The sequence below is a fragment of the Marimonas arenosa genome (assembly GCF_030848945.1).
In the GTDB taxonomy this organism is placed as follows: domain Bacteria; phylum Pseudomonadota; class Alphaproteobacteria; order Rhodobacterales; family Rhodobacteraceae; genus Marimonas; species Marimonas arenosa.
The window spans coordinates 574,103-596,601 of sequence record NZ_JANHAX010000002.1 but is presented as its reverse complement, the minus strand read 5'-3'; the positions used below and the strand labels follow the sequence as shown (position 1 = coordinate 596,601).

Below are 22,499 nucleotides of genomic sequence, written 5' to 3'. Positions count from 1 at the left end.
CATACGCGGCCCGGGGTCACGCCCGGGCCGACTCCTCCTCAGCCGACGCCGCTCTTCACGCCCTGTCAGGCGCGCTTGCGAAGTTTCCCGGAAGGGTGGACGAGCGGCCAGGTTCATCCGCACAATTGGAAAGGCGGCCATGTCGGGACTGTCCATCGAAAGTATCTCAATGCGTTTCGACCTGCCCAACGGCAGCTCGGTCCAGGCGCTCAAGGACGTATCGCTGAACCTCAAGGAAGGTGAGTTGATGAGCGTGCTCGGCCCCTCGGGCTGTGGCAAGACCACGCTTCTCAACATCGTCGCCGGCTTCCTCGCCCCCACCGAGGGCCGGATCGTGATGAACGGCCATACCGTTGCGGGCCCGGACGCCGAACGCGGCATGGTCTTCCAGCAGGGCGCGTTGTTCGAATGGATGAACGTGCGCGACAACGTCAGCTTCGGCCCCCGCATGAAGGGCCAGAGGCGGGCGCAATATGCCGAACATGTCGACCACCTGCTCGATGTCACCGGCCTTGGCGATTTCAAAGACAAGGCGATCTACGAACTCAGCGGCGGCATGCAGCAGCGCGTGGCGCTCGCCCGCTGCCTCGCCAACGACCCCGACGTGATCCTGATGGACGAACCGCTGGGCGCGCTCGATGCGCTCACCCGTGAAAAGATGCAGGGCTTGGTGCTCAAGCTGTGGAAGGAAACCGGCAAGACCATCATCCTCATCACCCACTCGGTCGAAGAGGCGCTTCTCCTCGGTGAGCGCCTGCTGGTCATGGCCCCCCGCCCCGGCCGCATCCACAAGGAATACCGCCTGCCCTTCGCCGACATGGGCGTCGGCGCCGATCTGCGTGAGGTCAAGAAACACCCCGATTACGGCAGCACGCGCGAGGAAATCCTCGCCATGATCTGGGACATGGAAGAAGAAATCATGGGGCGCACGGAGGCGGCACAATGACCGGGCTCATCATCCTACTCGTCTATGTGGCGATTTTCGTCGGGTCGTTCCTCGCGGTGCGGTTCCTCGTGCACCGTACGGTGCATGACTTCACCTCGCTGAAAACCGTGACCTTCGGCGACGAAAGCGCGGTCACCTCGAACCGCATCGCCTCGGTCGTCTCCATCGTGACGATCTTCCTGATCTGGGGCTCCTTCACCGGGTCGAAATGGTTGCCGTCCTTCCTGCACGCCCCCGCGCCCTTCGTCGGAGACACCAGGTTCACCTACACGCTCGAAGACGCGGGCGGCGCCCGTGACGACGCCACCGTGCATGTCAAGGTCTACGGCTTCGGCGAAAGGACCGAGAAATTCGAGGTCCCGCCCGGCGACGGGTTCGCCAAGGATGACGCCGTGGCGATGACCGCATCGCGCTCGACCACCATCCTGTTCGACCGCAACGACGAAACCTCTCGCAAGGACGGCGCCAAAGTGGTCGCCATCGACGACGTGCCGATCGGGCCCGGCCAGCCGGCAAAGACGCCCGCCGGCAGCTTCACCCTGACCGACAAGGGCGCGATCAGTTTCTCCCCGCCTTCGGGATTGCAGATGGAGCCGATCTGGCTGCCCCCGCCCGAGGCCGTGGTCAGCCGGGTCACCGAGATCGCCCGCGAAGGTTACCGCGACAGCACCCTCTGGGAGCATCTGGGCTACTCGCTCTTCCGGGTGATTGCCGGCTTCTTGTTCGGTGCCCTGGTCGGCATCCCGCTCGGCTACGCCATGGGGCTTTCTAACTGGTTCCGCGGCTGGTTCGACCCGATCGTCGAATTCATGCGCCCGGTGCCGCCGCTGGCGCTGATCCCGCTGGTGATCATCTGGGCCGGCATTGGCGAGACCGGCAAGATCATCCTGCTGTTCCTCGCCGCGCTCTGGATCATGGCGATCGCCGCGCGTTCCGGCGTGTCGGGGGTCAACATCTCCAAGGTGCACGCCGCCTATTCGCTCGGCGCCTCGAAATGGCAGATCATGCGTCACGTCATCGTGCCCAACTCCCTGCCCGACATCTTCACCGGTGCTCGGGTGGCGATGGGGGTCTGCTGGGGCACCGTGGTCGCGGCCGAGCTGGTCGCCGCCGAAAAGGGCGCCGGCATGATGATCATGGTCGCCTCCAAGTTCCAGCTCACCGATATCGTGCTGATGGGGATCATCCTGATCGGCGTGATCGGTTTCGGTATCGACATCCTGATGCGCAAGGCCGAAAGCTGGCTAGTGCCGTGGAAAGGCCGCAGCTGACAAAAAACCGTCACGGCTGAGACCACCCAACCACACGGCCGGGCCCTTTCGCCCGGCCGTCTCACATCCGGCTTTCGCCCCCCTCCGGCCAGACCGCTCCGACCGGCGCCAGCCCCAAAACCTCGCGTAGCAGAGCGGTATAGGCCGCCGGCCGCGTGACATAGGGAAAATGGCTCGCCGCGGTGAAGCGATAGGCCCGCACCGGGCGCAAAACCGTGCGCAATGCCACCCGCACCGGTGGCGGGATCAGGTGGTCGTCATCGCTTTCGACCGTGAAAATCCGGTCACGCGGCAACACCTGTGCCGGCAAGGCCGGCGCGTGTTTCAGCGCCTTCAGCCGCGCTCGCATCTGGTCTTCCGGAATGCGGCCATGCACTTCGCCGCTCAGCAACCCGGCCAAATCGGCATATGCGTGCCCCGGCTCCAGCCAGTTCTGCAGTCCCGCGAGGAACCCGTCGCGTAATACGTCGATCGCGACATGATCGAGATCCAGCGCATAGGGCGGAAGACCCGTCACGATGCCCGCATCCGGCAGCGTGTTCGCCGCCACCAGCCCGCCGCAGAGCGCGCCATGCCGCGCGGTGGTGTATTGCGCCAGGTAGCCGCCCAAAGACGACCCCAGCACCGTCGCCCCCTCAAGCCCGAACGCGTCGATCAACGCGGCGATATCCTCGGCCCACTCAGCGACGCTGCCCGCGCCGGGATAGCTCAGCGCCAGGATCCGCGCCTCGCCGTGCAGCGCCGCGATCTGCTGCCAGAAGATATCCGCCCGGCCCAGCGTGCCGGGCAAAAGCACCAGCGCGGGACCACTGTCGCCGGCCCGGATCAGCCCCCAGCGGCGGCCTTGCACCTGCCGCGTCGCCTCGGGCCAGTCGGCTGAAAACGCCTGCCGCGCTTCGACCAGCGAATTTCTCATGGCCCGGTCTCCTTTCACCCCGACAAAAGCACAAGCGCACCGGCCCCGACAAGACCGGCGCGTCGCTCCGGCGGGTTAACAGCCCCCTAACGCCTCGTGCGCCCGCTTCATCTTTCGTTGCCCAAGCCGCGCCTAGGGTTCACGCGATCTTTCCACTCGCCCAGGAGGCCCCGATGCCGGAACGCTCGCCCAATCTCGATCTGCCCTATCTGCAACCCTCCCAGGCGCAGAAACATGTCACCCACAACGAAGCGCTCCAGGCGCTCGACGCGCTGGCCCAGTTCGTCGCGATCGAACTGGGCGCGACCACGCCGCCGACAACTCCGGCAATCGGCGACTGCTGGGGGCTCGGCACCGGCGCCACCGGTGCCTGGGCCGGGCATGACGGCGACATCGCGCTCGCGATCGAAAGCGGCTGGGTTTTCCTGACCCCGCGCGAGGGCTGGCGCGTGTGGGATCGCACCGCGGGCGTGCTGATGGTGTTTCGAAACAACGGCTGGGCCTCGCCCACCTTCGCCCAGCTCGGAGTCAACGCGACTCCTGACGCCACCAACCGTCTGTCGATCGGCGCCGACGCCACGCTGCTCAGCCACGACGGCGCCGGGCACCAACTCAAGGTCAACAAGGCCACGGCCACCGACACCGCCTCGCTGCTGTTCCAGAGCGGATGGACCGGCCACGCCGAAGTCGGGCTGGCGGGGTCGAACGGCTGGTCGGTCAAGGTCTCGCCCGACGGCAGCACCTGGACCGATGCCCTGGCCGTCGACAATGCCACCGGTTTTGTCGGGATCGGCGGAACCGCGCCCGACACCCCGCTGCATGTCCAGCGCAGCGACGGCACCGCTGCCATTAAGATCGAAGAGACCAGCACCGCCGCAAGCGCCCGCACTGTCGCGACATTCATCAATAACGGCCGACCCGATTTCGTGCTGGGCAATTCCAGCACCGGTCTGGAATGGTCCTTCGGCGGCGGCACCAACCTTGTCTTCAAGTCCGGAAGCCTGGGCTCGCCACCTTCGGCCAAAGCCACCCAGGCCACCTTCGAAAGTGCCTCCGGCAACCTGGTGCTCGCCGGGGCGGTGCAGGTCGCCGGCTATACCGTCGCCACCCTGCCGGCGGCCTCGGCCATGCCTTGGGCGATCATCGGGGTATCGGACGAAACCGGCGGTGCGGTGCTGGCGTTTTCCGACGGCTCCGACTGGCGCCGCGTCACCGACCGCGCGGTTGTCAGCTGATCGCCGGCGCCGGTTGCGGACCGGCGCCCGCCGGACCCGTCCTGCGACGACCGGTTACCGGTCGAGCAGGTCACGGTGATAGCGTTTCAGCAGCAGCAGCCCGAGCACGCCGGGAATGGCACCGAACATGATCACGTACATCGGCGTGACATAGGTCGGACGATAGAACGGGAAATAGCCGTCCCGCATCAATCCCACGACATGCACCAGCGGGTTGTACCACAGGATGTCGCGATAAGGTTGCGGCACCGACTCGAGGATGAAGAAGATACACGAGATGATGAACAACGGCCGCGTCAGCACCGCCCAGACCGTCTGCCACAAGGGCACCGCGACGACGAGAAAGCCGTTGAAGACCCCCAGCCCGGCCGACAGGACCAGCAGCAGGCCATAAGCCTCCACCATCTTGCCGAAATCCAGCGTGGTGTGGACGTCGCTGATCGACATGATCGTTGCCAACACGACGAAATGCACCATGATCTGAGTCAGCACTGCCAGGATCAGCCGTGCCAGCAACGCGTCGGCAAAGGTCACCCGTGGGTATTCCAGCAGTTGCCTGGAAAAAATGATGGTCTGACCCAGCTTGGCGGTGATGTCGCGGAACATCAGAAGCGGCAGCATTCCGCCGGCATAGAAGAAGGCGAAATTGCTGCCGAGCGGCGGGCTGCGAAACCCCAGTGAAAAGATGATCGACAACAGCGCGATGCCTGCCGCGGGCTCGAGCACGGCCCAGAGATACCCCCCGGGCGAGCGCCCATAGGTGGTCGACATTTCCCTCAGGATCAGCGCAAGGATGGCGCGCGGCGCCAGCAGGCGGAAGCGCCTGGGGCGTGGGCGTGTCTGCGGAAGCGCTACCATCGGGATTCGAAATGCTCTATCTCTGGCGTCGATTGCGACACTAATGTATTGATGAAGCGCAATAAAGCCTTCATTGGCAGCGGGAGAGACGCAGGGCATGAGCATGGATGACGAGACACGCTCCGATCCGGATGCCTGGAGAAGCTTGTCTTTTTCCTCAAGCCGCCGCGGACCGGGCGACCGGATCGGGCCGTCGTCCGACGCCGAGAAGCCCGCACCGAACCGCCCCGTGGCCAAGGCTAAACCCGGAGCCAAGGCGGGGCAGAAAGGCCCCAACCGGCCCGGCGCGAAAGCCGGCGGCAAGGGCCCGGGCAAAGCCAAGCCGGGCCCGCAGAACCGCCTCAACCAGCAGATGAAAAAGGGCCAGGGCGCCGCCAACAAGGCCAAGGCGGCGGCGGAACTGCCGGTGCCGCCGGTGGCGTCGGCCAGTCGGCCAAGACGGCGGCACTGGTTCGTGCTGCTCAGCTTCGTCCAGGTCGTGCTGCTGCCGCTCGCCATCTGCACATGGTATCTCTATGCCGTCGCGGCCGACCAGTATGCCTCCTATCTCGGGTTCTCGGTCCGCACCGAAGAGAAAAGCTCGGCGATCGAGCTTCTCGGCGGCATCACCGAGCTGTCGGGTTCCAGCTCGTCCGACACCGACATCCTGTTCGCCTATCTCACCAGCCAGGAACTGGTGCGCAAAGCCGACGAGTCGGTCGACCTGCGGGCGATCTGGTCGCGGGTGCCGGTCGGCGAGGATCCGGTCTTCTCCTTCGATCCCAACGGCTCGATCGAGGATCTGCTCAAGCACTGGGAGCGCAAGGTTTCAATCATCTACGACAGCGCCACCGGCATGATCGACCTGCGCATTCTGTCTTTCGACCCCGCGGATTCCCGTCGCATCGCGGCGTTCCTGCTCGACGAATGTTCGAAGATGATCAACAACCTTTCCGCCATTGCCCGCGAGGATGCGATCAAGTACGCCCGCGACGAACTCGAAGGCGCGGTTGAGCGCCTCAAGACCGCCCGCCGCGACGTCACCGAATTCCGCAACCGCAACCAGATCGTCGACCCCACGATCGACACCCAGAACCAGATGGGCCTGCTGATCACGCTTCAGCAACAGCTTGCCGAGGCGCTGATCGAAGTCGACCTGCTCAAGGAGACCACCCGCGAGAACGACCCGCGGATCCTCCAGGCCCAGCGCCGGGTAGCGGTGATCGAGGACCGCATCGACGCCGAACGGCGCAAGCTCGGTATCGGCGCCGAAGCCACAGGCGGCGATGTTTTCGCCGACATCGTCGGCGAATTCGAGAGCCTTGTGGTCGAACGCCAGTTCGCCGAAGAGGCCTATGTCTCGGCGCTCGCTGCCTATGACGCCGCCCGCACCGAGGCCCGGCGCCAGAGCCGTTACCTGGCCGCCCATGTGCCACCGACCCTCGCCGAAAGCGCCGAGTTCCCGGAACGCGCCAAGAATCTCGGGCTGATCGGGTTGCTGCTCTTCGTGATCTGGTCGATCGCCGTCCTGCTCTACTACAGCCTCCGCGACCGCCGCTGAGACCGGGAGCCTGACCGATGATCGAGTTGAGGAACCTCACCAAGTTCTTCCCACTGGCGGATAGCTACGAGACGGTGCTCGACAACGTCAACGTCACCTTTCCGACCGGGGCCTCGGTCGGCCTGCTCGGCCGCAACGGCGCTGGCAAGAGCACGCTCCTCAAGATCATATCCGGCACCATCCACCCAAGTTCCGGTGCGGTGATTTCGGACGGCACGATCTCCTATCCGGTGGGCTTTTCCGGCTCGTTCCACCGCGAGCTGACCGGGCTGCAGAACACCCGCTTCGTCGCCCGAATCTACGGCGTCGATACCGACGAACTGGTCGCGTTCGTCCGCGACTTCGCCGAGCTTGGCGAACATTTCTTCATGCCGATCCGCACCTATTCCTCGGGCATGAAATCGCGGCTCTCCTTCGGCATCTCGATGGGCATCCCGTTCGACACCTACCTCGTCGACGAGGTCACCTCGGTCGGCGACGGCGCCTTCCGCGAAAAAAGCACCCAGGTTTTCAACGCCCGCCTGAAATCGGCAGGGGCGGTGGTCGTCAACCACAACCCGGTGCTGATCCGCCGCGTCTGCGACATGGGCGCCGTGCTGGAAGACGGCAGGCTGGTGTTGTACGACGACATCGATGCAGCGCTGGAACATCACGAACACAACCTTCAGAAAGCGCGCGGCTGACGGGACATTCCATGGCACGATCCGAACAAGATATCCTTCACAGCGCTGCCACGGTGCTCGCCGCCGAAGGTGCGGCGCTGACCCGCCTGGCCGAAACGATCCCGGCCGATTTCACCCCGGTGGTGCAACGTATCCTCGACATAAGCGGCCGGGTGATCCTCTCGGGCATCGGCAAGTCTGGCCATATCGCCCGCAAGATCTCCTCGACGCTGGCCTCGACCGGCACACCCAGTTTCTTCGTCCACCCGGCCGAGGCCAGCCACGGCGATCTCGGCATGGTCACCAAGGCGGATTTCTGCCTCGTGATCTCGAATTCCGGTGAAACGCAGGAGCTGGCCGACCTGATCTCCTACACCCGCCGCTTCGGCATCCCGCTGGCGGCAATCTCCAGCCGGCACGACAGCTCGGTGATGCGGGCTGCCGACTACCGGCTTGCCCTGCCGCCCGAGCCCGAGGCCTGCCCGATGGGACTTGCCCCGACCACCTCGACGACCATGACGCTGGGCCTGGGCGACGCGCTGGCCGTGGCGCTGATGGAAAGCCGCGCCTTTGTCGCCGAGGAATTCAAAACCTTCCACCCCGGCGGCAAGCTTGGCGCTCAGCTGCTCTATGTCCACCAGGTGATGCACGGCCCCGAGGCGCTCGCCATCGTGGCGCCCGAGGCCAACATGGCCGACACGCTGATGGAAATGAGCGCCAAGGGCTTCGGCATCGCCTGCGTCGTCGGCGACCGCGGAAAACTTCTGGGGGTGATCTCCGACGGCGACATCCGCCGTCATGCCGGCCGCGGCCTGATGCAGACCAGCGCCGGCGAGATCGCCACCAAGTCCCCCAAGACGGTGACGCCCGACATCCTCGCGGCCCAGGCGCTGGCGCTGATGAACCAGTCGATGATCGGCGCCGTGGTGGTCGTCGACACCGACGAAAAACCTATCGGCATCCTGCGGGTGCATGATTGCCTGAAAGCCGGAGTCGCCTGAAAACGGGCAGCGATTGCCAGGCATCCGCGAAAGAGGTTCTCCAACCTGTGGCGAAGGACGGCCGCAAGTGGCCCGGCGCGGCCATTGGTTTCGCATTGGCGTCGCCAATCCCACCGAGTTGGGGGCCAGCCCCCAAGTCACAAAACACGCGTGTTCTGTGACCTCCTCCGGGGATATTTGCAGAAAGAGGAAGACACGCGCGTGCTCCTTCATCTGACCGGAAATATCCCGGAGGGGGTGCGGGGGAGGCAGCGCCTCCCCCGCCTCGGTCGGAGCGCGGCGCGCGATCCGAAAAGGCACCGTCCGCTGCAAGCCAAATCACGGTATCCGACCGCGACCCTCTCCGCCCCGCGGGTGCTATTGACAAACGCCGGTTCGGCCCGAATGAATATGTCTTCGCCCCGACCGACCGATGCCGCCTCGGTATCGCCCGGGTCACAGGCCCGGAACCAACCAAGCCCACCGCCCCGGAACAGCCATGAAAACCGTGATCATCATCCCCGCGCGCTACGCCTCGACACGCTATCCCGGGAAGCCGCTGGTCGAGCTGGAAGACGCTACCGGCACCCGCAAGAGCCTGGTGCAGCGCAGCTGGGAGGCGGCCATGGCCGTCGCCGGCGTGGCCGAGGTCTACATCGCCACCGACGACGATCGGATCCGCGCCGCGGCCCAAGGTTTCGGCGCGCAAGTGATCATGACCTCGGAAAAATGTGACAACGGCACCGCCCGCTGCGCCGACGCGGTCGAAAAGGCCGGCCTCGACGCCGATCTCGTCATCAACCTCCAGGGCGACGCGCCGCTCACCCCGGCCTGGTTCGTCGAGGACCTGATCGCCGCCATGGCCTCTCGCCCCGACGCGCAGATGGCCACGCCGGTGCTGAAATGCGATGCCGAAACCTACCGCCACTTCCGCGAGGATCGCGCCGCCGGCCGTGTCGGCGGCACCACCGCCGTGTTTGGCAGCGACAACCACGCGCTCTACTTTTCCAAGGAAGTCATCCCCTATATCGACCCCGGCAAACAAGCCGAAGCCTTTGGCGAGGTGTTCCACCATGTCGGCCTCTATGCCTACCGCCCCGAGGCTTTGCACCAATACGTCACCTGGCCGCCGGGCCGGCTCGAGAAACTCGAGGGCCTCGAACAGCTGCGTTTCCTCGAACACGGCATCCCCGTCCTCTGCGTCGAGGTCGAGGGCCGCGGCCGCGTCTTCTGGGAGCTCAACAACCCCGAGGACGTGCCGCGGATCGAGAAGGTTCTGAAGGCCCTGCGCTAGGGCAGGTGCGCGCAAACCGCTCCGACCTGTCTCGGCACCGTAGGCCGGGCTTCAGCCCGGCCCGCACCGCGCGCTTCGTTAACCTGCCAAATCGTTCATTCCCGAGCGTTTCTCTCGCAATACAGGCAGCCAGCCAGCGTGCCAGCCGGACGGCCATACCGGCAATTTCGACCGTTCGCTGGGATTAACCCTTGTCCGCCCACCCCCGTCGTGCAGGTTGGATGTCGACCGCTTCCATTCCGGCGGTTGCACACGCCTGCCGGTCCCACTACCTTCCCGGCAACCCAAAACGGCAGGACACGCCTCCATGACCAGAACATTCGATATCGGCCCCATCAGCGTCGGTGGCGACCTGCCTTTCTTCCTGATCGCCGGCCCTTGCCAGCTTGAAAGCCTCGACCATGCCCGCATGCTGGCCGAGCGCATCCAGGCGGCCTGCGCGCCGACGAAAACACCCTTTGTTTTCAAGGCCTCCTACGACAAGGCCAACCGTTCCAGCCTCGGATCGAAACGCGGCCTCGGCATCGACGAGGGCCTCTCGATCCTGTCGAAAATCCGCGCCGAGTTCGACATTCCGGTGCTCACCGATGTGCACCTGCCCGACCACTGCGCCCCGGCGGCCGAGGCCGTCGACGTGCTGCAGATCCCCGCCTTCCTCTGCCGCCAGACCGACCTGCTGCTCGCCGCCGGTGAAACCGGCGCCGTGCTCAACGTCAAGAAAGGCCAGTTCCTCGCCCCGTGGGACATGGAAAACGTTGCCGCCAAGATCGCCTCCACCGGCAATCAACGGATCTTGCTCTGCGACCGCGGCACGTCGTTCGGATACAACACTTTAGTCAGTGATTTCCGAGGCTTGCCGATCATGGCCCGGACCGGCTGCCCGGTGGTTTTCGACGCCACCCACTCGGTGCAGCAGCCTGGCGGCCAAGGCGCCACTTCGGGTGGCCAGCGCGAGTTCGCCCCCGTCCTCGCCCGCGCCGCCGTGGCGGTGGGCGTCTCCGGCCTGTTCATCGAAACCCACGAAGACCCGGACAACGCCCCCTCGGACGGCCCCAACATGATCCCGATCGAAGACATGGCCCCGCTTCTTTCAACGCTCGCCCGGCTTGATAGGGTGGTCAAAGACGGTTGACGCGCGGAACGGCGCCGGCACCGGGTTTCTTCACCTTTTTCGGGCGTTTTGCCGGGTGACATCCCCTTGAGCGCTTGTTAAAGCCTGCCTGAATTGTTTTCAGGGAGCGACGTTTTGGACATCACGCAAACCGCCCTTCCCGGCGTTTTACTCCTCAAACCCGCACGCTTCGGCGATGCCCGTGGTTTCTTCTCGGAAAGCTGGAACCGCAAGCGCATGGAAGAGGCTGGGATCGACATCGATTTCGTCCAGGATAACCACTCGCTCTCGGCCCAGGTCGGCACCGTCCGAGGCCTGCATTTTCAGGCGCCCCCGCACGCCCAGGACAAGCTGGTGCGCTGCGGCAAGGGACGGCTTTTCGACATCGCCGTCGACATCCGCAAGGGCTCGCCCACCTATGGTCAGTGGGTGGGCTACGAACTCAGCTTCGAAAACGGATTGCAGCTGCTGGTTCCCAAGGGCTTCCTGCACGGCTTCATCACCCGCGAGGGCGATACCGAGATCATCTACAAGTGCTCGGACTACTATGCCCCCGAGTGCGACGCTGCGGTGCGTTGGAATGACCCCGATATCGCCATTGACTGGGCTTTCTCGGGTGAACCGGTCCTGTCGGACAAGGATGCAGCAGCCCCGCTTCTCAAGGACTTCGAAAGCCCGTTCGTCTGGGAGGGCGAGCCATGAAACTGCTGGTTACCGGCGGCGCCGGCTTCATCGGATCGGCGGTGGTGCGGCTTGCGGTCGGACGCGGCCACGAAGTGGTCAATCTCGACGCACTCACCTATGCCGGGCGGCTTGAAAACGTGGCTCCGGTCGCAGACAGCAATCTCTACTCCTTCGAACATGCCGACATCCGAAACCGTGCTGTGCTGACCCGGATTTTCGAAGACCATCAACCGGATGCAGTCATGCACCTGGCCGCCGAATCCCATGTCGACCGCTCGATCGACGGGCCGGGTGATTTCATCGAAACCAACATCACCGGCACCTACAACCTGCTGGAAGCCGCCCGCGCCTATTGGACAGGCAAGGACAAGGCCGAAGATTTCCGCTTCCACCACATCTCGACCGACGAGGTCTATGGCTCGCTGGGCGAGACCGGGCTTTTCACCGAAGACACCCCCTATGATCCGCGCTCGCCCTATTCGGCCTCCAAGGCCAGCTCCGACCATCTCGTCCGCGCCTGGTTCGAAACTTACGGCCTGCCGGTGGTGCTGACCAATTGTTCCAACAATTACGGCCCTTATCACTTCCCGGAAAAGCTGATCCCCAAGGTGATCCTCAACGCGCTTCATGGCCGCGAGATCCCGGTCTACGGCCAGGGTCTCAATGTCCGAGACTGGCTTTATGTCGAGGACCACGCCGACGCGCTGCTTCTGGCCGTGGAAAAGGGCACGCCCGGGCGCAGCTACAATGTCGGCGGCCACAATGAGCGCCGCAACATCGACCTCGTCAAAACGATCTGCGCCATACTCGACGAGAAACGCCCGCGCGACAGCGGTTCCTATACCGACCTGATCACCTATGTCGCCGACCGTCCCGGCCACGACGCCCGCTATGCGATCGACCCGACCCGCATCGAGACCGAGCTCGGCTGGAAACCCTCCGTTACCGTCGAAACCGGTCTGGAAAAGACGGTGCAGTGGTATCTCGACAACCCCGATTGGTGGCAACCGCTCCTGAATGTCGAAGGCGTCGGCACACGCGTTGGCACCGGCTGATGGAGGCCTCATGACCCTTCTCGTCTTTGGAAAAACCGGACAGGTCGCGACCGAGCTGTCCCGGCGCGCGCCGGAGGCGTGGCTCCTCGGCCGGGATGAGGCCGATCTCGCCGACCCGCGATCCTGCGCCGCCGCGATCCGCGCGGCTAACCCTTCGGCGGTGATCAATGCCGCCGCCTACACCGCCGTCGACAAGGCCGAAGAGGAAGAAGCGCTTGCCAACCTGATCAACGGCGACGCTCCCGCCGAGATGGCAAAAACCTGTGCCGGGCTGGGAATTCCCTTTGTCCATATCTCGACCGACTACGTCTTCGACGGCGGCGGCACCGCGCCCTGGAAACCCGAGGATCCGACCGGGCCACTCGGCGTCTACGGCCGCTCCAAACTCAAAGGCGAAGACGGCGTGCGGGCCGCCGGCGGCGCGTATGCGATCCTGCGTACCTCCTGGGTGTTCTCGGCCCATGGAAGTAACTTCGTGAAAACCATGCTGCGCCTTTCCGAAACCCGCGACGCGCTGAGCATCGTTAGTGATCAGATCGGCGGCCCGACCCCCGCCGCCGACATCGCGGCGGCCTGCACGGTGATCGCCGAGCAGTTGCGGGAACTCGCCTCGAGAACCGGCACCTTTCACTTCGCCGGCGCCCCTGACGTGAGCTGGGCCGATTTCGCCGCCGCCATCTTCGAAATGGCCGGCCGCAGCGTGACCGTAACCGGCATCCCGGCCCGCGACTACCCGACCCCGGCCGCGCGTCCTGCAAACTCCCGCATGGACTGTACGAGCCTCGAAGCCACCTTCGACATCCCGCGCCCTGATTGGCGCAGGGGTCTCCGCGCCGTCCTTTCCGAACTTGACGAGTTGAAATCATGACCCAGCGAAAAGGCATCATCCTCGCCGGCGGCTCCGGCACGCGGCTCTACCCGATCACCATGGGGCTCTCGAAACAGCTCCTGCCGGTTTACGACAAGCCGATGATCTACTACCCGCTCTCGGTTCTGATGCTGGCGGGCATCCGCGACATCGCGATGATCACCACGCCTCAGGATCAGGATCAGTTCAAGCGCATGCTCGGCGACGGCTCGCAATGGGGGATCAGGCTCACTTACATCACCCAACCCTCGCCCGACGGGTTGGCCCAAGCCTATATCCTCGCCGAAGAATTCCTCGCCGGCAGCCCGTCGGCGATGGTTCTGGGCGACAACATCTTCTTCGGCCACGGCCTGCAGAAACTTCTCTCAGAGGCCGATGCGCAGGAGGTGGGAGGCACCGTTTTCGGCTATCACGTCGCCGATCCGGAACGCTATGGCGTGGTCAGCTTCGACAAAGCCGGCAACGTTCGTGAAATCGTCGAGAAACCCGAGGTCCCACCGTCGAACTACGCCGTCACAGGGCTCTATTTCCTCGACGCCGATGCCCCGAAAATGGCCCGGCAGGTCCAGCCCTCGCCGCGCGGGGAGCTCGAGATCACCACCTTGCTGGAGATGTATCTCGAGGCCGGCAAACTCACCGTCAAACGCATGGGCCGCGGCTATGCCTGGCTTGATACCGGCACCCATGGTTCGCTCTTGGATGCCGGCAATTTCGTCCGCACCCTGGAAAAGCGCCAGGGGCTGCAAACCGGTTGCCTCGACGAGATCGCGCACGATCTCGGCTGGATCGGCGAGGATGACCTCAGAGAGCGCGCCGAGATGTTCGCCAAGAACGACTACGGCCTCTATCTCAAGCGCCTGCTGCTCGACTGAGACCCGGTCGCGCTGCGACGCCGGCCTCACTGGGCCGGATTGATTGTGTCGCCTCCGACGCTGCCGGGACAGAGGACCGCCCAGTTGCGACAGAACCTTTCGCGCGAATGACGACGATACCGCGCCACCCCTTGCACCTGTTCTGTCCTCTTTCTTGGCCCAAATACTCCTTTCCCAGCGTCACCGCCCGGGACTTCCGCTGATCATCCGGGATCACTCCCGACGCCGCGCGGGGCGGTTGGACTATTTGGCAGAGACCGCCGTTGCAACATCGACAGGGAGCGCCGCGGAGAGGGCGGGTATCCGCTCTTCGCTACTCTGCCGCCGCGCGCTTCGGCAGAACCCAGCCCGGGCGCGGGTAGTGACAGGTATAGCCGTTGGGATAACGCTCCAGGTAGTCCTGATGCTCGGGCTCGGCCTCCCAGAAATCCCCCACCGGCTCCAGTTCCGTCACCACCCGCCCGGGCCAGAGCCCGCTGGCACTCACATCCGCTATGGTCTCTTCGGCGACCTGCTTCTGGTCCTCACTCGCCCAGTAGATCGCCGAGCGATAGGACATGCCGACATCATTGCCCTGCCGGTTCGGCGTGGTCGGATCGTGGATCTGGAAGAAAAACTCCAGCAGTTGACGGAAACTGATCTTCTCGGGATCGAAGATAATCTCGATCCCTTCGGCATGGGTGCCATGGTTGCGATAGGTGGCGTTCGGCACGTCCCCCCCGGTATAGCCGACCCGCGTCGAGAGAACGCCGGGCAGCTTGCGGATCAGATCCTGCATGCCCCAGAAACATCCCCCCGCCAGCACAGCCCGTTCGCTCATCTCACGTCCTCCACTTGATTCAGATAGTCGCCATAGCCCGAGGCCTCCATCTCGTCGCGATGGATGAACCGAAGCGAGGCAGAGTTGATGCAATACCGCAGCCCGCCCCGGTCGGCCGGCCCGTCGGGAAAGACATGACCCAGGTGCGAATCCCCGTGGGTCGAGCGCACCTCGGTCCGGATCATCCCGTGGCTCAGGTCGCGGTGCTCGGTCACATGCGCGGGTTCGATCGGCTTGGTAAAGCTTGGCCAGCCGCAACCCGAGTCGTACTTGTCGCTTGACGCAAACAGCGGTTCGCCGGAAACGATATCCACGTAGATCCCGGGCTCCTTATGGCCGGTAAACTCCCCCGACCACGGCCGTTCAGTGCCGTTCTGCTGGGTCACCCGGAATTGCTCCGGCGACAGCCGCGCCAGTGCGTCTTCGGTCTTTGCGTATTTCAAGTGCTCCCTCCACGCCTTGTTGCCTTCACTATAGGGGGTCAAGCCGCGTATGTTTCAAGCCGCCTCCGGCGATTGTGAATGACCCGCCGGCCGAGTTTTCGCCCGTCATGGGTCACGGTACCCGCCGGAAGCCACCCTTGTCGGCGCTTTCGGCAAACGCGGCATAGACCCTCAGCGCCGCGCTGATCTCCCGGCTTCGCGTTTCCGCGGGCTGCCAGGGCGCGGCGCTGGCCTCCATCTCTGCCCGGCGCGCATCCAGCGCATCCAGGTCGACCAAGACGTCGATTTTCCGTGCCGGAATGTCGATCGATATCCGGTCGCCATCCCGCACCAGCCCCAGCGTCCCGCCCGCCGCCGCCTCGGGCGAGACATGGCCGATGCTCAGCCCCGCCGTCGCCCCGGAAAACCGCCCGTCGGTGATCAGCGCACAGCTGTCGTCGACCTTCATAGCCTTCAGGCTCATCGTCGGCTTCAGCATCTCCTGCATGCCCGGGCCGCCTTTCGGCCCTTCATAGCGGATCACCACCGCCGTGCCCGGCACGATCTCGCCGCCATCAATGGCCCCAAGCGCCGCCTCCTGGTCGTCGAACACCCGCGCCATGCCCTCCCAACGCAGCATCTGCCGGGGCACCGCCCCGGTTTTCACCACACAGCCGTCCGGCGCGATATTGCCACGCAACACCGCCAGACCGCCTTCCTTGGAATAGGCGTGGTCAAGCGACCGGATACAGCCCTGTTCCCGGTCCAGATCCATCTCGCGCCAGCGCATATCCTGGCCATAGGCCTGAATGGTGCGCCGCCCGCCAGGCGCGGCCCGATAAAAATGGTTTACTTCCGTGTCCCGGCTCTGCAGCACGTCCCATTTGGCCAGTTGGTCCCTCATCGACTGCCCGGAAACCGTCGACACGCTGTCGTCCAGCATCTTGCCGCGCTGCAGCTCGCCCATGATCCCCATGATGCCGCCGGCACGGTGCACGTCCTCCATGTAGTAATCCATCGTCGCGGGCGAGACTTTGCACAAATGCGGAATCTGCCGGCTCAAACAGTCGATATCGGCCATGGTGAAATCCACCTCCGCTTCGGCCGCCATCGCCAGCATGTGCAAGATCGTGTTGGTCGACCCGCCCATGGCGATATCGACCTTCATCGCGTTCTCAAACGCCGCTTTCGACGCGATCGACCTGGGCAACAGGCGCGGATCGTCGCCCTGGTAATGCTCTCGCGCCATCTCCACGATCCGCCGCGCCGCGCGCTGGAACAGGGCTTTGCGATCGGCATGGGTGGCCAGAAGCGAACCGTTGCCGGGCAGCGCCAGCCCGATCGCCTCGGCCAGACAGTTCATCGAGTTGGCGGTGAACATGCCTGAACACGAGCCGCAGGTCGGGCAGGCATTGTCCTCGATCTCCTGCGCCGCGTTCCCCTGCTCGGGATCGAAGGCCGCGACATAAGCTTGGATCGGGTCGACCCGCGTCACCTCCTTCTGGCCCGGCAGCCGCCCCGCCTCCATCGGCCCGCCCGAGACATAGATCGCCGGGATATTCAGCCGCAGCCCCGCCATCAGCATTCCCGGCGTGATCTTGTCGCAATTCGAAATGCAGATCAGCGCGTCGACGCAATGCGCCTTGGCCATGTATTCGATGCTGTCGGCGATCAGCTCGCGCGAGGGCAGGGAATAGAGCATCCCGTCATGACCCATGGCGATGCCGTCATCCACCGCGATGGTGTTGAACTCGCGCGGGATGCCGCCCGCCGCCCAGATCTCATCGCAGACCAGCCGCCCGACCTCGGCCAGATGGACATGGCCGGGCACGAACTCGGTAAAGGAATTGGCCACCGCGATCACCGGCTTGCCGAAATCCTCCTTTTTCACGCCGGATGCCAGCCACAGCGACCGCGCCGCCGCCGCCGTCTTTCCCTCGGTCACCTTCGCAGAACGCAGTTTCGCCATCGTTGCCTCTCCCGTAAGCTGGGCTTTCGACCCACCATTGTTCCGGACGAAATCAGACCATCGGGACGACCCACATGCAAGCGTGCCGCTTTTGAACGTCGCGCCGGGCGGGCTTCAGCCCGCCATCCCTGCCTGCTTGGGATCGGCCGACCCGGGTCGTCCGTCCAGCGAAAGCCGCGCCACCGGCGCCGGCGTCTCGGAAATCACCTGACCCTGCCGCACGACGTAAAGCCGCGTGGCGCGCAGCCTGATCGCCTCGATCGGATTGCGCGCATGAAGAACCACGAAATTCGCGGCCTTCCCCTTGGCGATGCCATAGTCTTGCAGCCCCATGATCGCCGCTGAGTTTTCCGTCACCGCATCGAAACACCAGCGCATGTCGGCCATGCTCGACAGCTGCCCCACATGCAGCCCGACCCACGCTACGTCCAGCATGTCGGCCCGGCTGAGCGAATACCAAGGGTCCATCATGCAATCCTGCCCGAAGCCGACGGTGATCCCGGCATCGCGCAGCTCGCGCACCCGGGTCATCCCCCGCCGTTTCGGATAGGTGTCATGCCGCCCCTGCAGCATGATATTGATCGCCGGGTTGGGGATGGCATGCACCCCGGCCTCGGCTATCAGCGGAATCAGCTTCGAGACATAGTAATTGTCCATCGAATGCATCGAGGTCAGGTGGCTGCCCGCCACCCGGCCCTGCAGCCCCAGCCGCTGCGTCTCATAGGCCAGCGTCTCGATATGCCGGCTCATGGGATCGTCGCTTTCGTCACAATGCATGTCGACCATCAGCCCGCGCTCAGCCGCGATCTCGCACAGCGCCGTGACCGAGGCCGCCCCATCCGCCATAGTGCGCTCGAAATGCGGAATGCCGCCCACCACGTCGACCCCCATGTCGAGCGCCCGGATGGTGTTCGCCATCGCCGTCGGGTCGCGAAACACCCCGTCCTGCGGAAACGCCACCAGTTGCAGGTCGAGGTACTCCTTCACCTTCTCCCGCACCTCCAACAGCGCCTGCACGCCCTTCAACTCGTCATCACAGGTATCGACATGGCTGCGAATGGCTCCTAACCCCTGCGCCACCGCCAGATCGCAGTATTTCAGTGCCCGCTCGACGATCTCGTCCACCGTCTGCAGTGGCTTCAACTCGCCCCAAAGCGCGATCCCCTCCAGCAGCGTGCCCGATACGTTCATCCTTGGCCGTCCCAGCGAAAGGGTGGCGTCCATGTGGAAATGCGGATCGACGAAAGGCGGCGATACCAGGCACTCGCCCGCGTCGATCACCTGCCCGGCCTGGGTGCCGATCCCAGGCTCAACACCCACGATCACCCCGCCGTTGCAGGCAATATCCACCACACTACCATCCGCCAAAACCGCATTCTTCACCAGCAGATCGACCATGTCCTCACCTCTGCCCTTTCCGCCACGGCACCAACAGCGCCCGTGGATACTCCGCCTTACGCGCGACCACGACCAGCGCAATGATCGACAGGATGTACGGCATCATCAGGAACACCTGCCCCGGCACCAGCGCGCCCGCCTCGGTCTGCAACCGCACCTGCAGCGCATCGAACATGCCAAAGAGAAGTGCGCCCAGCAAAGCCTTCCCGGGACGCCAACTGGCAAAGATCACCAGCGCGATACAGATCCAGCCCCGCCCGTTGACCATGCCGAAGAAGAAGGCGTCAAACGCGCTCATCGTCAGGAAAGCGCCCCCCAATGCCATCAGGGCCGAGCCCGCCACCACCGCGCCGATCCTGAGTTTCATCACCGACAGGCCCTGGGCGTTCACCGCGTCGGGGCTGTCGCCCACCGCCTTGATCGCCACGCCCAGCGCCGTGCGATCCATCACCCACCAGACCACGCCCACCATCAGCAGCGCCAACCATGTCAGCGCCGTCTGCTGGAACAGCACCGGTCCCAGAAACGGCAGCTCACTCAGCACAGGGATATCCAGCGCCCTGAACGGCTCGATTCGCGGTGGCGAGCTCACCTGCGGCAGGGCCGTGCGATAGGTGAACGAGGCCAATGACGTGGCAAACAAGGTGATCCCCAGCCCCGACACGTGTTGCGACAGGCCCAGCGGTACCGTCAGGATCGCGTGAAAAAGGCCGAACAGCGCCCCGCTCAAGGCGGCTACCAAGACGCCGGTCCACAGCCCCGCACCCATCCACACCGCCATCCAGCCGGTCATCGCCCCCACCACGAAGATGCCTTCGATGCCAAGGTTCAGAACGCCTGCACGTTCGCACAAAAGTGCCCCCAGCACGCCGAAGATCAGTGGCGAGGCGATCCGCAGGCTGGCGGCCCAGAAACTGTCGGTCAGGAAGATGTTGAGAATGTCCATCATGCCGCCGCCGCCCGCTTGAACCGCAGCCGGTAGCTTGCGAAGAAGCTCGCCAAGAGCACGCAAATCAGCGACATGGACACCGTCAGATCCGCGAGGAAACTCGACACCCCCATCGCCCGGCTCATGCTGTCTGCGCCGACGAAGACGGAGGCGACATAAAGCGCGGCCAGAACCACGCCCGCCGGGTTCAATCTTGCCAGCATCGCCACGATGATGCCGGTATAGCCGAACCCGGGGCTGAGATCCGAGGTCAGATAACCCTTGAGCCCCGCCACCTCGCTCACCCCCGCCAGCCCGGCCAGCGCGCCCGAGGCCAGTGCCACACCGATATAGACCCTGTTGACCCCCAGACCGGCGTGGCGCGCCGCCGCCCGGTTTTCCCCCACCGCGCGGATCTTCAGACCCCACACCGTCCTCGACATCACGACCCAGGCCACCAGCGCCAGAACCAGTGCGATGATAAACCCGCCGTGCAGCCGCATCCGATCCATCAACTGTGGCAACATGGCATTGTCGATGATCGGCTCAGATTGCGGCCAGCCCAGCCCCATCGGGTCCTTGAACGGCCCTTCCAGCATCATCTGAACGAAGATCAGGATGATGAAATTCAGCAACAGCGAGGTCACCACCTCGTCGGCCCCGAACCGGGTTTTCAGCGTCGCCGGCACCAGCATACCCAGCCCGCCGGCCACCGCCCCTGCCAGCAGCACCAGCGGGATCATCAGCCAGGGCGAACCGTCGACCAACCCGGTGCCCACCCACACTGCCGCCAGTGCGCCCAGATAGAGCTGACCCTCGCCGCCGATGTTCCAGAGCTTGGCGCGGAACGCCACCGCCGCCGCCAGTCCGGTGAAGATCAACGGCGTTGCCCGCGTCAGCATCTCGGTAAAGGTGAAGACCGAGCCGAAGACGCCCTTGAACATCTGCGCATAAGCCGGGACTACCGGCGCCCCGGCGGCCACCAGCGGGATTGCCGCCAGCAAAAGCGCCACCACGGCAGCGATCACCGGCACCAGAGCCTGCCAGCGGCGCGATACATTTTCGCGGGGCACGACTTCGATCATGCCGCCGCTCCTGGGCCGGTCTGGCCGGCCATCATGTATCCGATCTCCGCCCGGTCGCGGCTTGTCGTCTCGCGCAGGTGTCCGTCATGCATCACGAAGATCCGGTCAGCAAGCGACAGCACCTCGTCGAGATCCTCGGAAATCAGGATCACCCCCGCGCCGCGGGCACGCGCCTCGAGAAGCCGCCGCGACACCTCGGCCGCGGCGCGGAAATCAAGTCCTCGCGTCGGCTGGTTGGCCAGGATGATCTGCGGCGCGTTCTCCAGAACCCGCGCCAAGATCAGCTTCTGGATGTTGCCCCCGGACAGGAGCTTGGCCTCGGCCTCGATCCCTGGCCCCCGCACGTCGTAGTCGCGGCACAGCTCACGCGCATGCTCCGCAATCGCTCTCTGCCGCAGAAATCCAGCCTTTGATACGTCGGGCGCGTCCAAACGTTCGAGCACAAGATTCTCGGCCACGCTCAGGTCGCCCACGACGCCATCTTGATGCCGGTCCTCGGGAATACGCCCGATCCCGGCCCGCAGCGCCGTTTTCGGCGTCAGTTTCCGCGGCTGCCCCGCCACCTCTACCGTCCCGGATTGCGGCTGGATGAGCCCGGACAGCAGACGCGCCAGCGCCGTCTGGCCATTGCCGGACACCCCCGCAATGCCGATGATCTCGCCACTCCGAAGCGTGAAGCCCACCTCGCGCAGCGGCCGCATCTCCTTGCCCGGCGCCACCGAGACACCGGACAGCCGTAAAACGACCTCGCCCGGTTTCCCCGCCACCCGCTCGGGCGCAGAGTGGTCTTCACCCACCATCATGCGGATGATAATTTCCGCGTCGGCCTCGCTCGTGGCCATCTCGCCGGCCTTCTTGCCGTGCCGCAACACCGCGATGCGGTCGGAGAAGGCCAGAACCTCGCGCAGCTTGTGGCTGATGAAAATCACCGAAAGGCCGTCGTCCACCATCCCTCGCACTGCGGCGAAAAGCGACTCGGCCTCTTGCGGCGTCAGCACGGCAGTCGGCTCGTCCAGCACCAGAACCCGCACATCGCGGTACAGCGCCTTGAGAATCTCCACCCGCTGCCGCTCGCCCACCGACAGATCACCGATCCGCGCTTCCAGCGGCACGCGCAGTCCCGAGCTCTCCATCAGCTCCAACAGCTTTTCACGTGCGGGACGGCGATTGCGGAACGGGCGCCAAAACGGCTCGGTGCCTAACAGAACGCTGTCCAGAACGCTGAGGTTCTCGGCAAGCGTGAAATGCTGGTGCACCATCCCGATCCGCGCATCGATCGCCGCTTGCGGCTGGCCTTGCGGCAGCTCCCGTTCCCGCCCTGCCTCGTCCCACAGGTGCACGCTGCCTGCATCAGGCAAGTACTGCCCAAAAAGCATGTTCATCAGCGTGGTCTTGCCTGCGCCATTCTCGCCCAGCAGCGCCAGCACCTCGCCCCGGCCAAGGTCGAGGTCGATGTGATCCGCGGCCAGAACCGGACCGAACCGCTTGGTCAGCCCGCGCAGGGAAAGAATGGGGGCTTTGTCCATGCCAGCATACTCCGCGCGCACGTCTCGAGCGAGACGCACGCGCACGGGCGCGGCGGACA

21 protein-coding genes are annotated in these 22,499 nt (G+C 64.8%); 12 read left to right on the top strand and 9 right to left on the bottom strand.

The genetic code is table 11. The features are described from left to right. Positions 1-139: 139 nt before the first annotated feature. Together NO357_RS09125 and NO357_RS09120 are read left to right on the top strand one after the other, a co-directional pair. Positions 140-946, top strand: coding sequence for an ATP-binding cassette domain-containing protein (locus NO357_RS09125; protein WP_306735328.1), 807 nt, complete (start codon positions 140-142; stop codon positions 944-946). Beyond that, positions 943-2,217: an ABC transporter permease gene (locus NO357_RS09120; RefSeq protein WP_306735327.1), complete on the top strand. Its 1,275-nt coding sequence runs from the start codon at positions 943-945 to the stop codon at positions 2,215-2,217. Before NO357_RS09125 ends, NO357_RS09120 begins: the two co-directional genes overlap by 4 nt. Positions 2,218-2,278: 61 nt before the next feature. On the opposite strand, the gene NO357_RS09115 is transcribed toward NO357_RS09120, so the two are convergent. After that, the gene (locus NO357_RS09115; protein ID WP_306735326.1) at positions 2,279-3,133 is read right to left on the bottom strand and encodes an alpha/beta fold hydrolase; all 855 of its coding nucleotides are present in this window, start codon (positions 3,131-3,133) and stop codon (positions 2,279-2,281) included. A gap of 173 nt (positions 3,134-3,306) precedes the next feature. On the opposite strand from NO357_RS09115, the gene NO357_RS09110 reads away from it, so the two are divergent. Continuing rightward, positions 3,307-4,368 carry a DUF2793 domain-containing protein gene (locus tag NO357_RS09110; protein ID WP_306735325.1) on the top strand — a complete coding sequence of 354 codons (1,062 nt, stop codon included), beginning with the start codon at positions 3,307-3,309 and terminating at the stop codon, positions 4,366-4,368. A 54-nt stretch (positions 4,369-4,422) separates the two neighbouring features. Here the strand turns inward: NO357_RS09110 and NO357_RS09105 are convergent, their stop codons facing one another. Continuing rightward, positions 4,423-5,226 (bottom strand): ABC transporter permease, encoded by an 804-nt coding sequence (locus tag NO357_RS09105; protein ID WP_306735324.1) that lies wholly within the window; start codon positions 5,224-5,226, stop codon positions 4,423-4,425. 97 nt (positions 5,227-5,323) lie between these two features. Here NO357_RS09105 and NO357_RS09100 point away from each other — a divergent pair, with 97 nt between their 5' ends. From NO357_RS09100 to rfbA, 9 genes are all read left to right on the top strand, one after another. After that, positions 5,324-6,766: a KpsE/RkpR family capsule polysaccharide export protein gene (locus NO357_RS09100; RefSeq protein ID WP_306735323.1), complete on the top strand. Its 1,443-nt coding sequence runs from the start codon at positions 5,324-5,326 to the stop codon at positions 6,764-6,766. Positions 6,767-6,783: 17 nt separating this feature from the next. Beyond that, positions 6,784-7,449 carry an ABC transporter ATP-binding protein gene (locus NO357_RS09095; protein ID WP_306735322.1) on the top strand — a complete coding sequence of 222 codons (666 nt, stop codon included), beginning with the start codon at positions 6,784-6,786 and terminating at the stop codon, positions 7,447-7,449. A gap of 11 nt (positions 7,450-7,460) precedes the next feature. Further along, positions 7,461-8,429, top strand: coding sequence for a KpsF/GutQ family sugar-phosphate isomerase (locus NO357_RS09090; RefSeq protein WP_306735321.1), 969 nt, complete (start codon positions 7,461-7,463; stop codon positions 8,427-8,429). Between the two features lie 478 nt (positions 8,430-8,907). After that, positions 8,908-9,702 carry a 3-deoxy-manno-octulosonate cytidylyltransferase gene (gene kdsB / locus NO357_RS09085; RefSeq protein ID WP_306735320.1) on the top strand — a complete coding sequence of 265 codons (795 nt, stop codon included), beginning with the start codon at positions 8,908-8,910 and terminating at the stop codon, positions 9,700-9,702. Between the two features lie 307 nt (positions 9,703-10,009). After that, entirely contained in the window at positions 10,010-10,834 is an 825-nt protein-coding gene (kdsA, locus tag NO357_RS09080) for a 3-deoxy-8-phosphooctulonate synthase (protein WP_306735319.1), read from the top strand. Positions 10,835-10,948: 114 nt separating this feature from the next. Continuing rightward, positions 10,949-11,515: a dTDP-4-dehydrorhamnose 3,5-epimerase gene (rfbC, locus tag NO357_RS09075; RefSeq protein ID WP_306735318.1), complete on the top strand. Its 567-nt coding sequence runs from the start codon at positions 10,949-10,951 to the stop codon at positions 11,513-11,515. Continuing rightward, complete coding sequence (rfbB, locus tag NO357_RS09070) at positions 11,512-12,552, top strand: dTDP-glucose 4,6-dehydratase (protein WP_306735317.1); 1,041 nt, start codon at positions 11,512-11,514, stop codon at positions 12,550-12,552. Before rfbC ends, rfbB begins: the two co-directional genes overlap by 4 nt. Positions 12,553-12,562: 10 nt before the next feature. Further along, complete coding sequence (gene rfbD, locus NO357_RS09065) at positions 12,563-13,420, top strand: dTDP-4-dehydrorhamnose reductase (RefSeq protein WP_306735316.1); 858 nt, start codon at positions 12,563-12,565, stop codon at positions 13,418-13,420. Beyond that, positions 13,417-14,292: a glucose-1-phosphate thymidylyltransferase RfbA gene (gene rfbA / locus NO357_RS09060; protein ID WP_306735315.1), complete on the top strand. Its 876-nt coding sequence runs from the start codon at positions 13,417-13,419 to the stop codon at positions 14,290-14,292. Before rfbD ends, rfbA begins: the two co-directional genes overlap by 4 nt. A 313-nt stretch (positions 14,293-14,605) precedes the next feature. Here rfbA and msrA read toward each other — a convergent pair whose 3' ends face one another. The 7 genes from msrA to NO357_RS09025 form a co-directional block, all read right to left on the bottom strand. Beyond that, positions 14,606-15,112, bottom strand: a complete 507-nt coding sequence (gene msrA / locus NO357_RS09055; RefSeq protein ID WP_306735314.1) for a peptide-methionine (S)-S-oxide reductase MsrA — start codon at positions 15,110-15,112, stop codon at positions 14,606-14,608. Next, entirely contained in the window at positions 15,109-15,555 is a 447-nt protein-coding gene (msrB, locus tag NO357_RS09050; protein ID WP_306735313.1) for a peptide-methionine (R)-S-oxide reductase MsrB, read from the bottom strand. The genes msrA and msrB overlap by 4 nt, the downstream gene beginning before the upstream one ends. A 112-nt stretch (positions 15,556-15,667) precedes the next feature. Then, positions 15,668-17,503 (bottom strand): dihydroxy-acid dehydratase, encoded by a 1,836-nt coding sequence (gene ilvD, locus NO357_RS09045; RefSeq protein WP_306735312.1) that lies wholly within the window; start codon positions 17,501-17,503, stop codon positions 15,668-15,670. Between the two features lie 114 nt (positions 17,504-17,617). Continuing rightward, positions 17,618-18,901: an amidohydrolase family protein gene (locus tag NO357_RS09040; RefSeq protein ID WP_306735311.1), complete on the bottom strand. Its 1,284-nt coding sequence runs from the start codon at positions 18,899-18,901 to the stop codon at positions 17,618-17,620. A 4-nt stretch (positions 18,902-18,905) separates the two neighbouring features. Beyond that, entirely contained in the window at positions 18,906-19,847 is a 942-nt protein-coding gene (locus tag NO357_RS09035) for an ABC transporter permease (RefSeq protein ID WP_306735548.1), read from the bottom strand. Beyond that, positions 19,847-20,914 (bottom strand): ABC transporter permease, encoded by a 1,068-nt coding sequence (locus NO357_RS09030; protein ID WP_306735310.1) that lies wholly within the window; start codon positions 20,912-20,914, stop codon positions 19,847-19,849. The genes NO357_RS09035 and NO357_RS09030 overlap by 1 nt, the downstream gene beginning before the upstream one ends. Next, positions 20,911-22,440, bottom strand: a complete 1,530-nt coding sequence (locus NO357_RS09025; protein ID WP_306735309.1) for an ABC transporter ATP-binding protein — start codon at positions 22,438-22,440, stop codon at positions 20,911-20,913. Before NO357_RS09025 ends, NO357_RS09030 begins: the two co-directional genes overlap by 4 nt. Between the last annotated feature and the right edge of the window lie 59 nt (positions 22,441-22,499).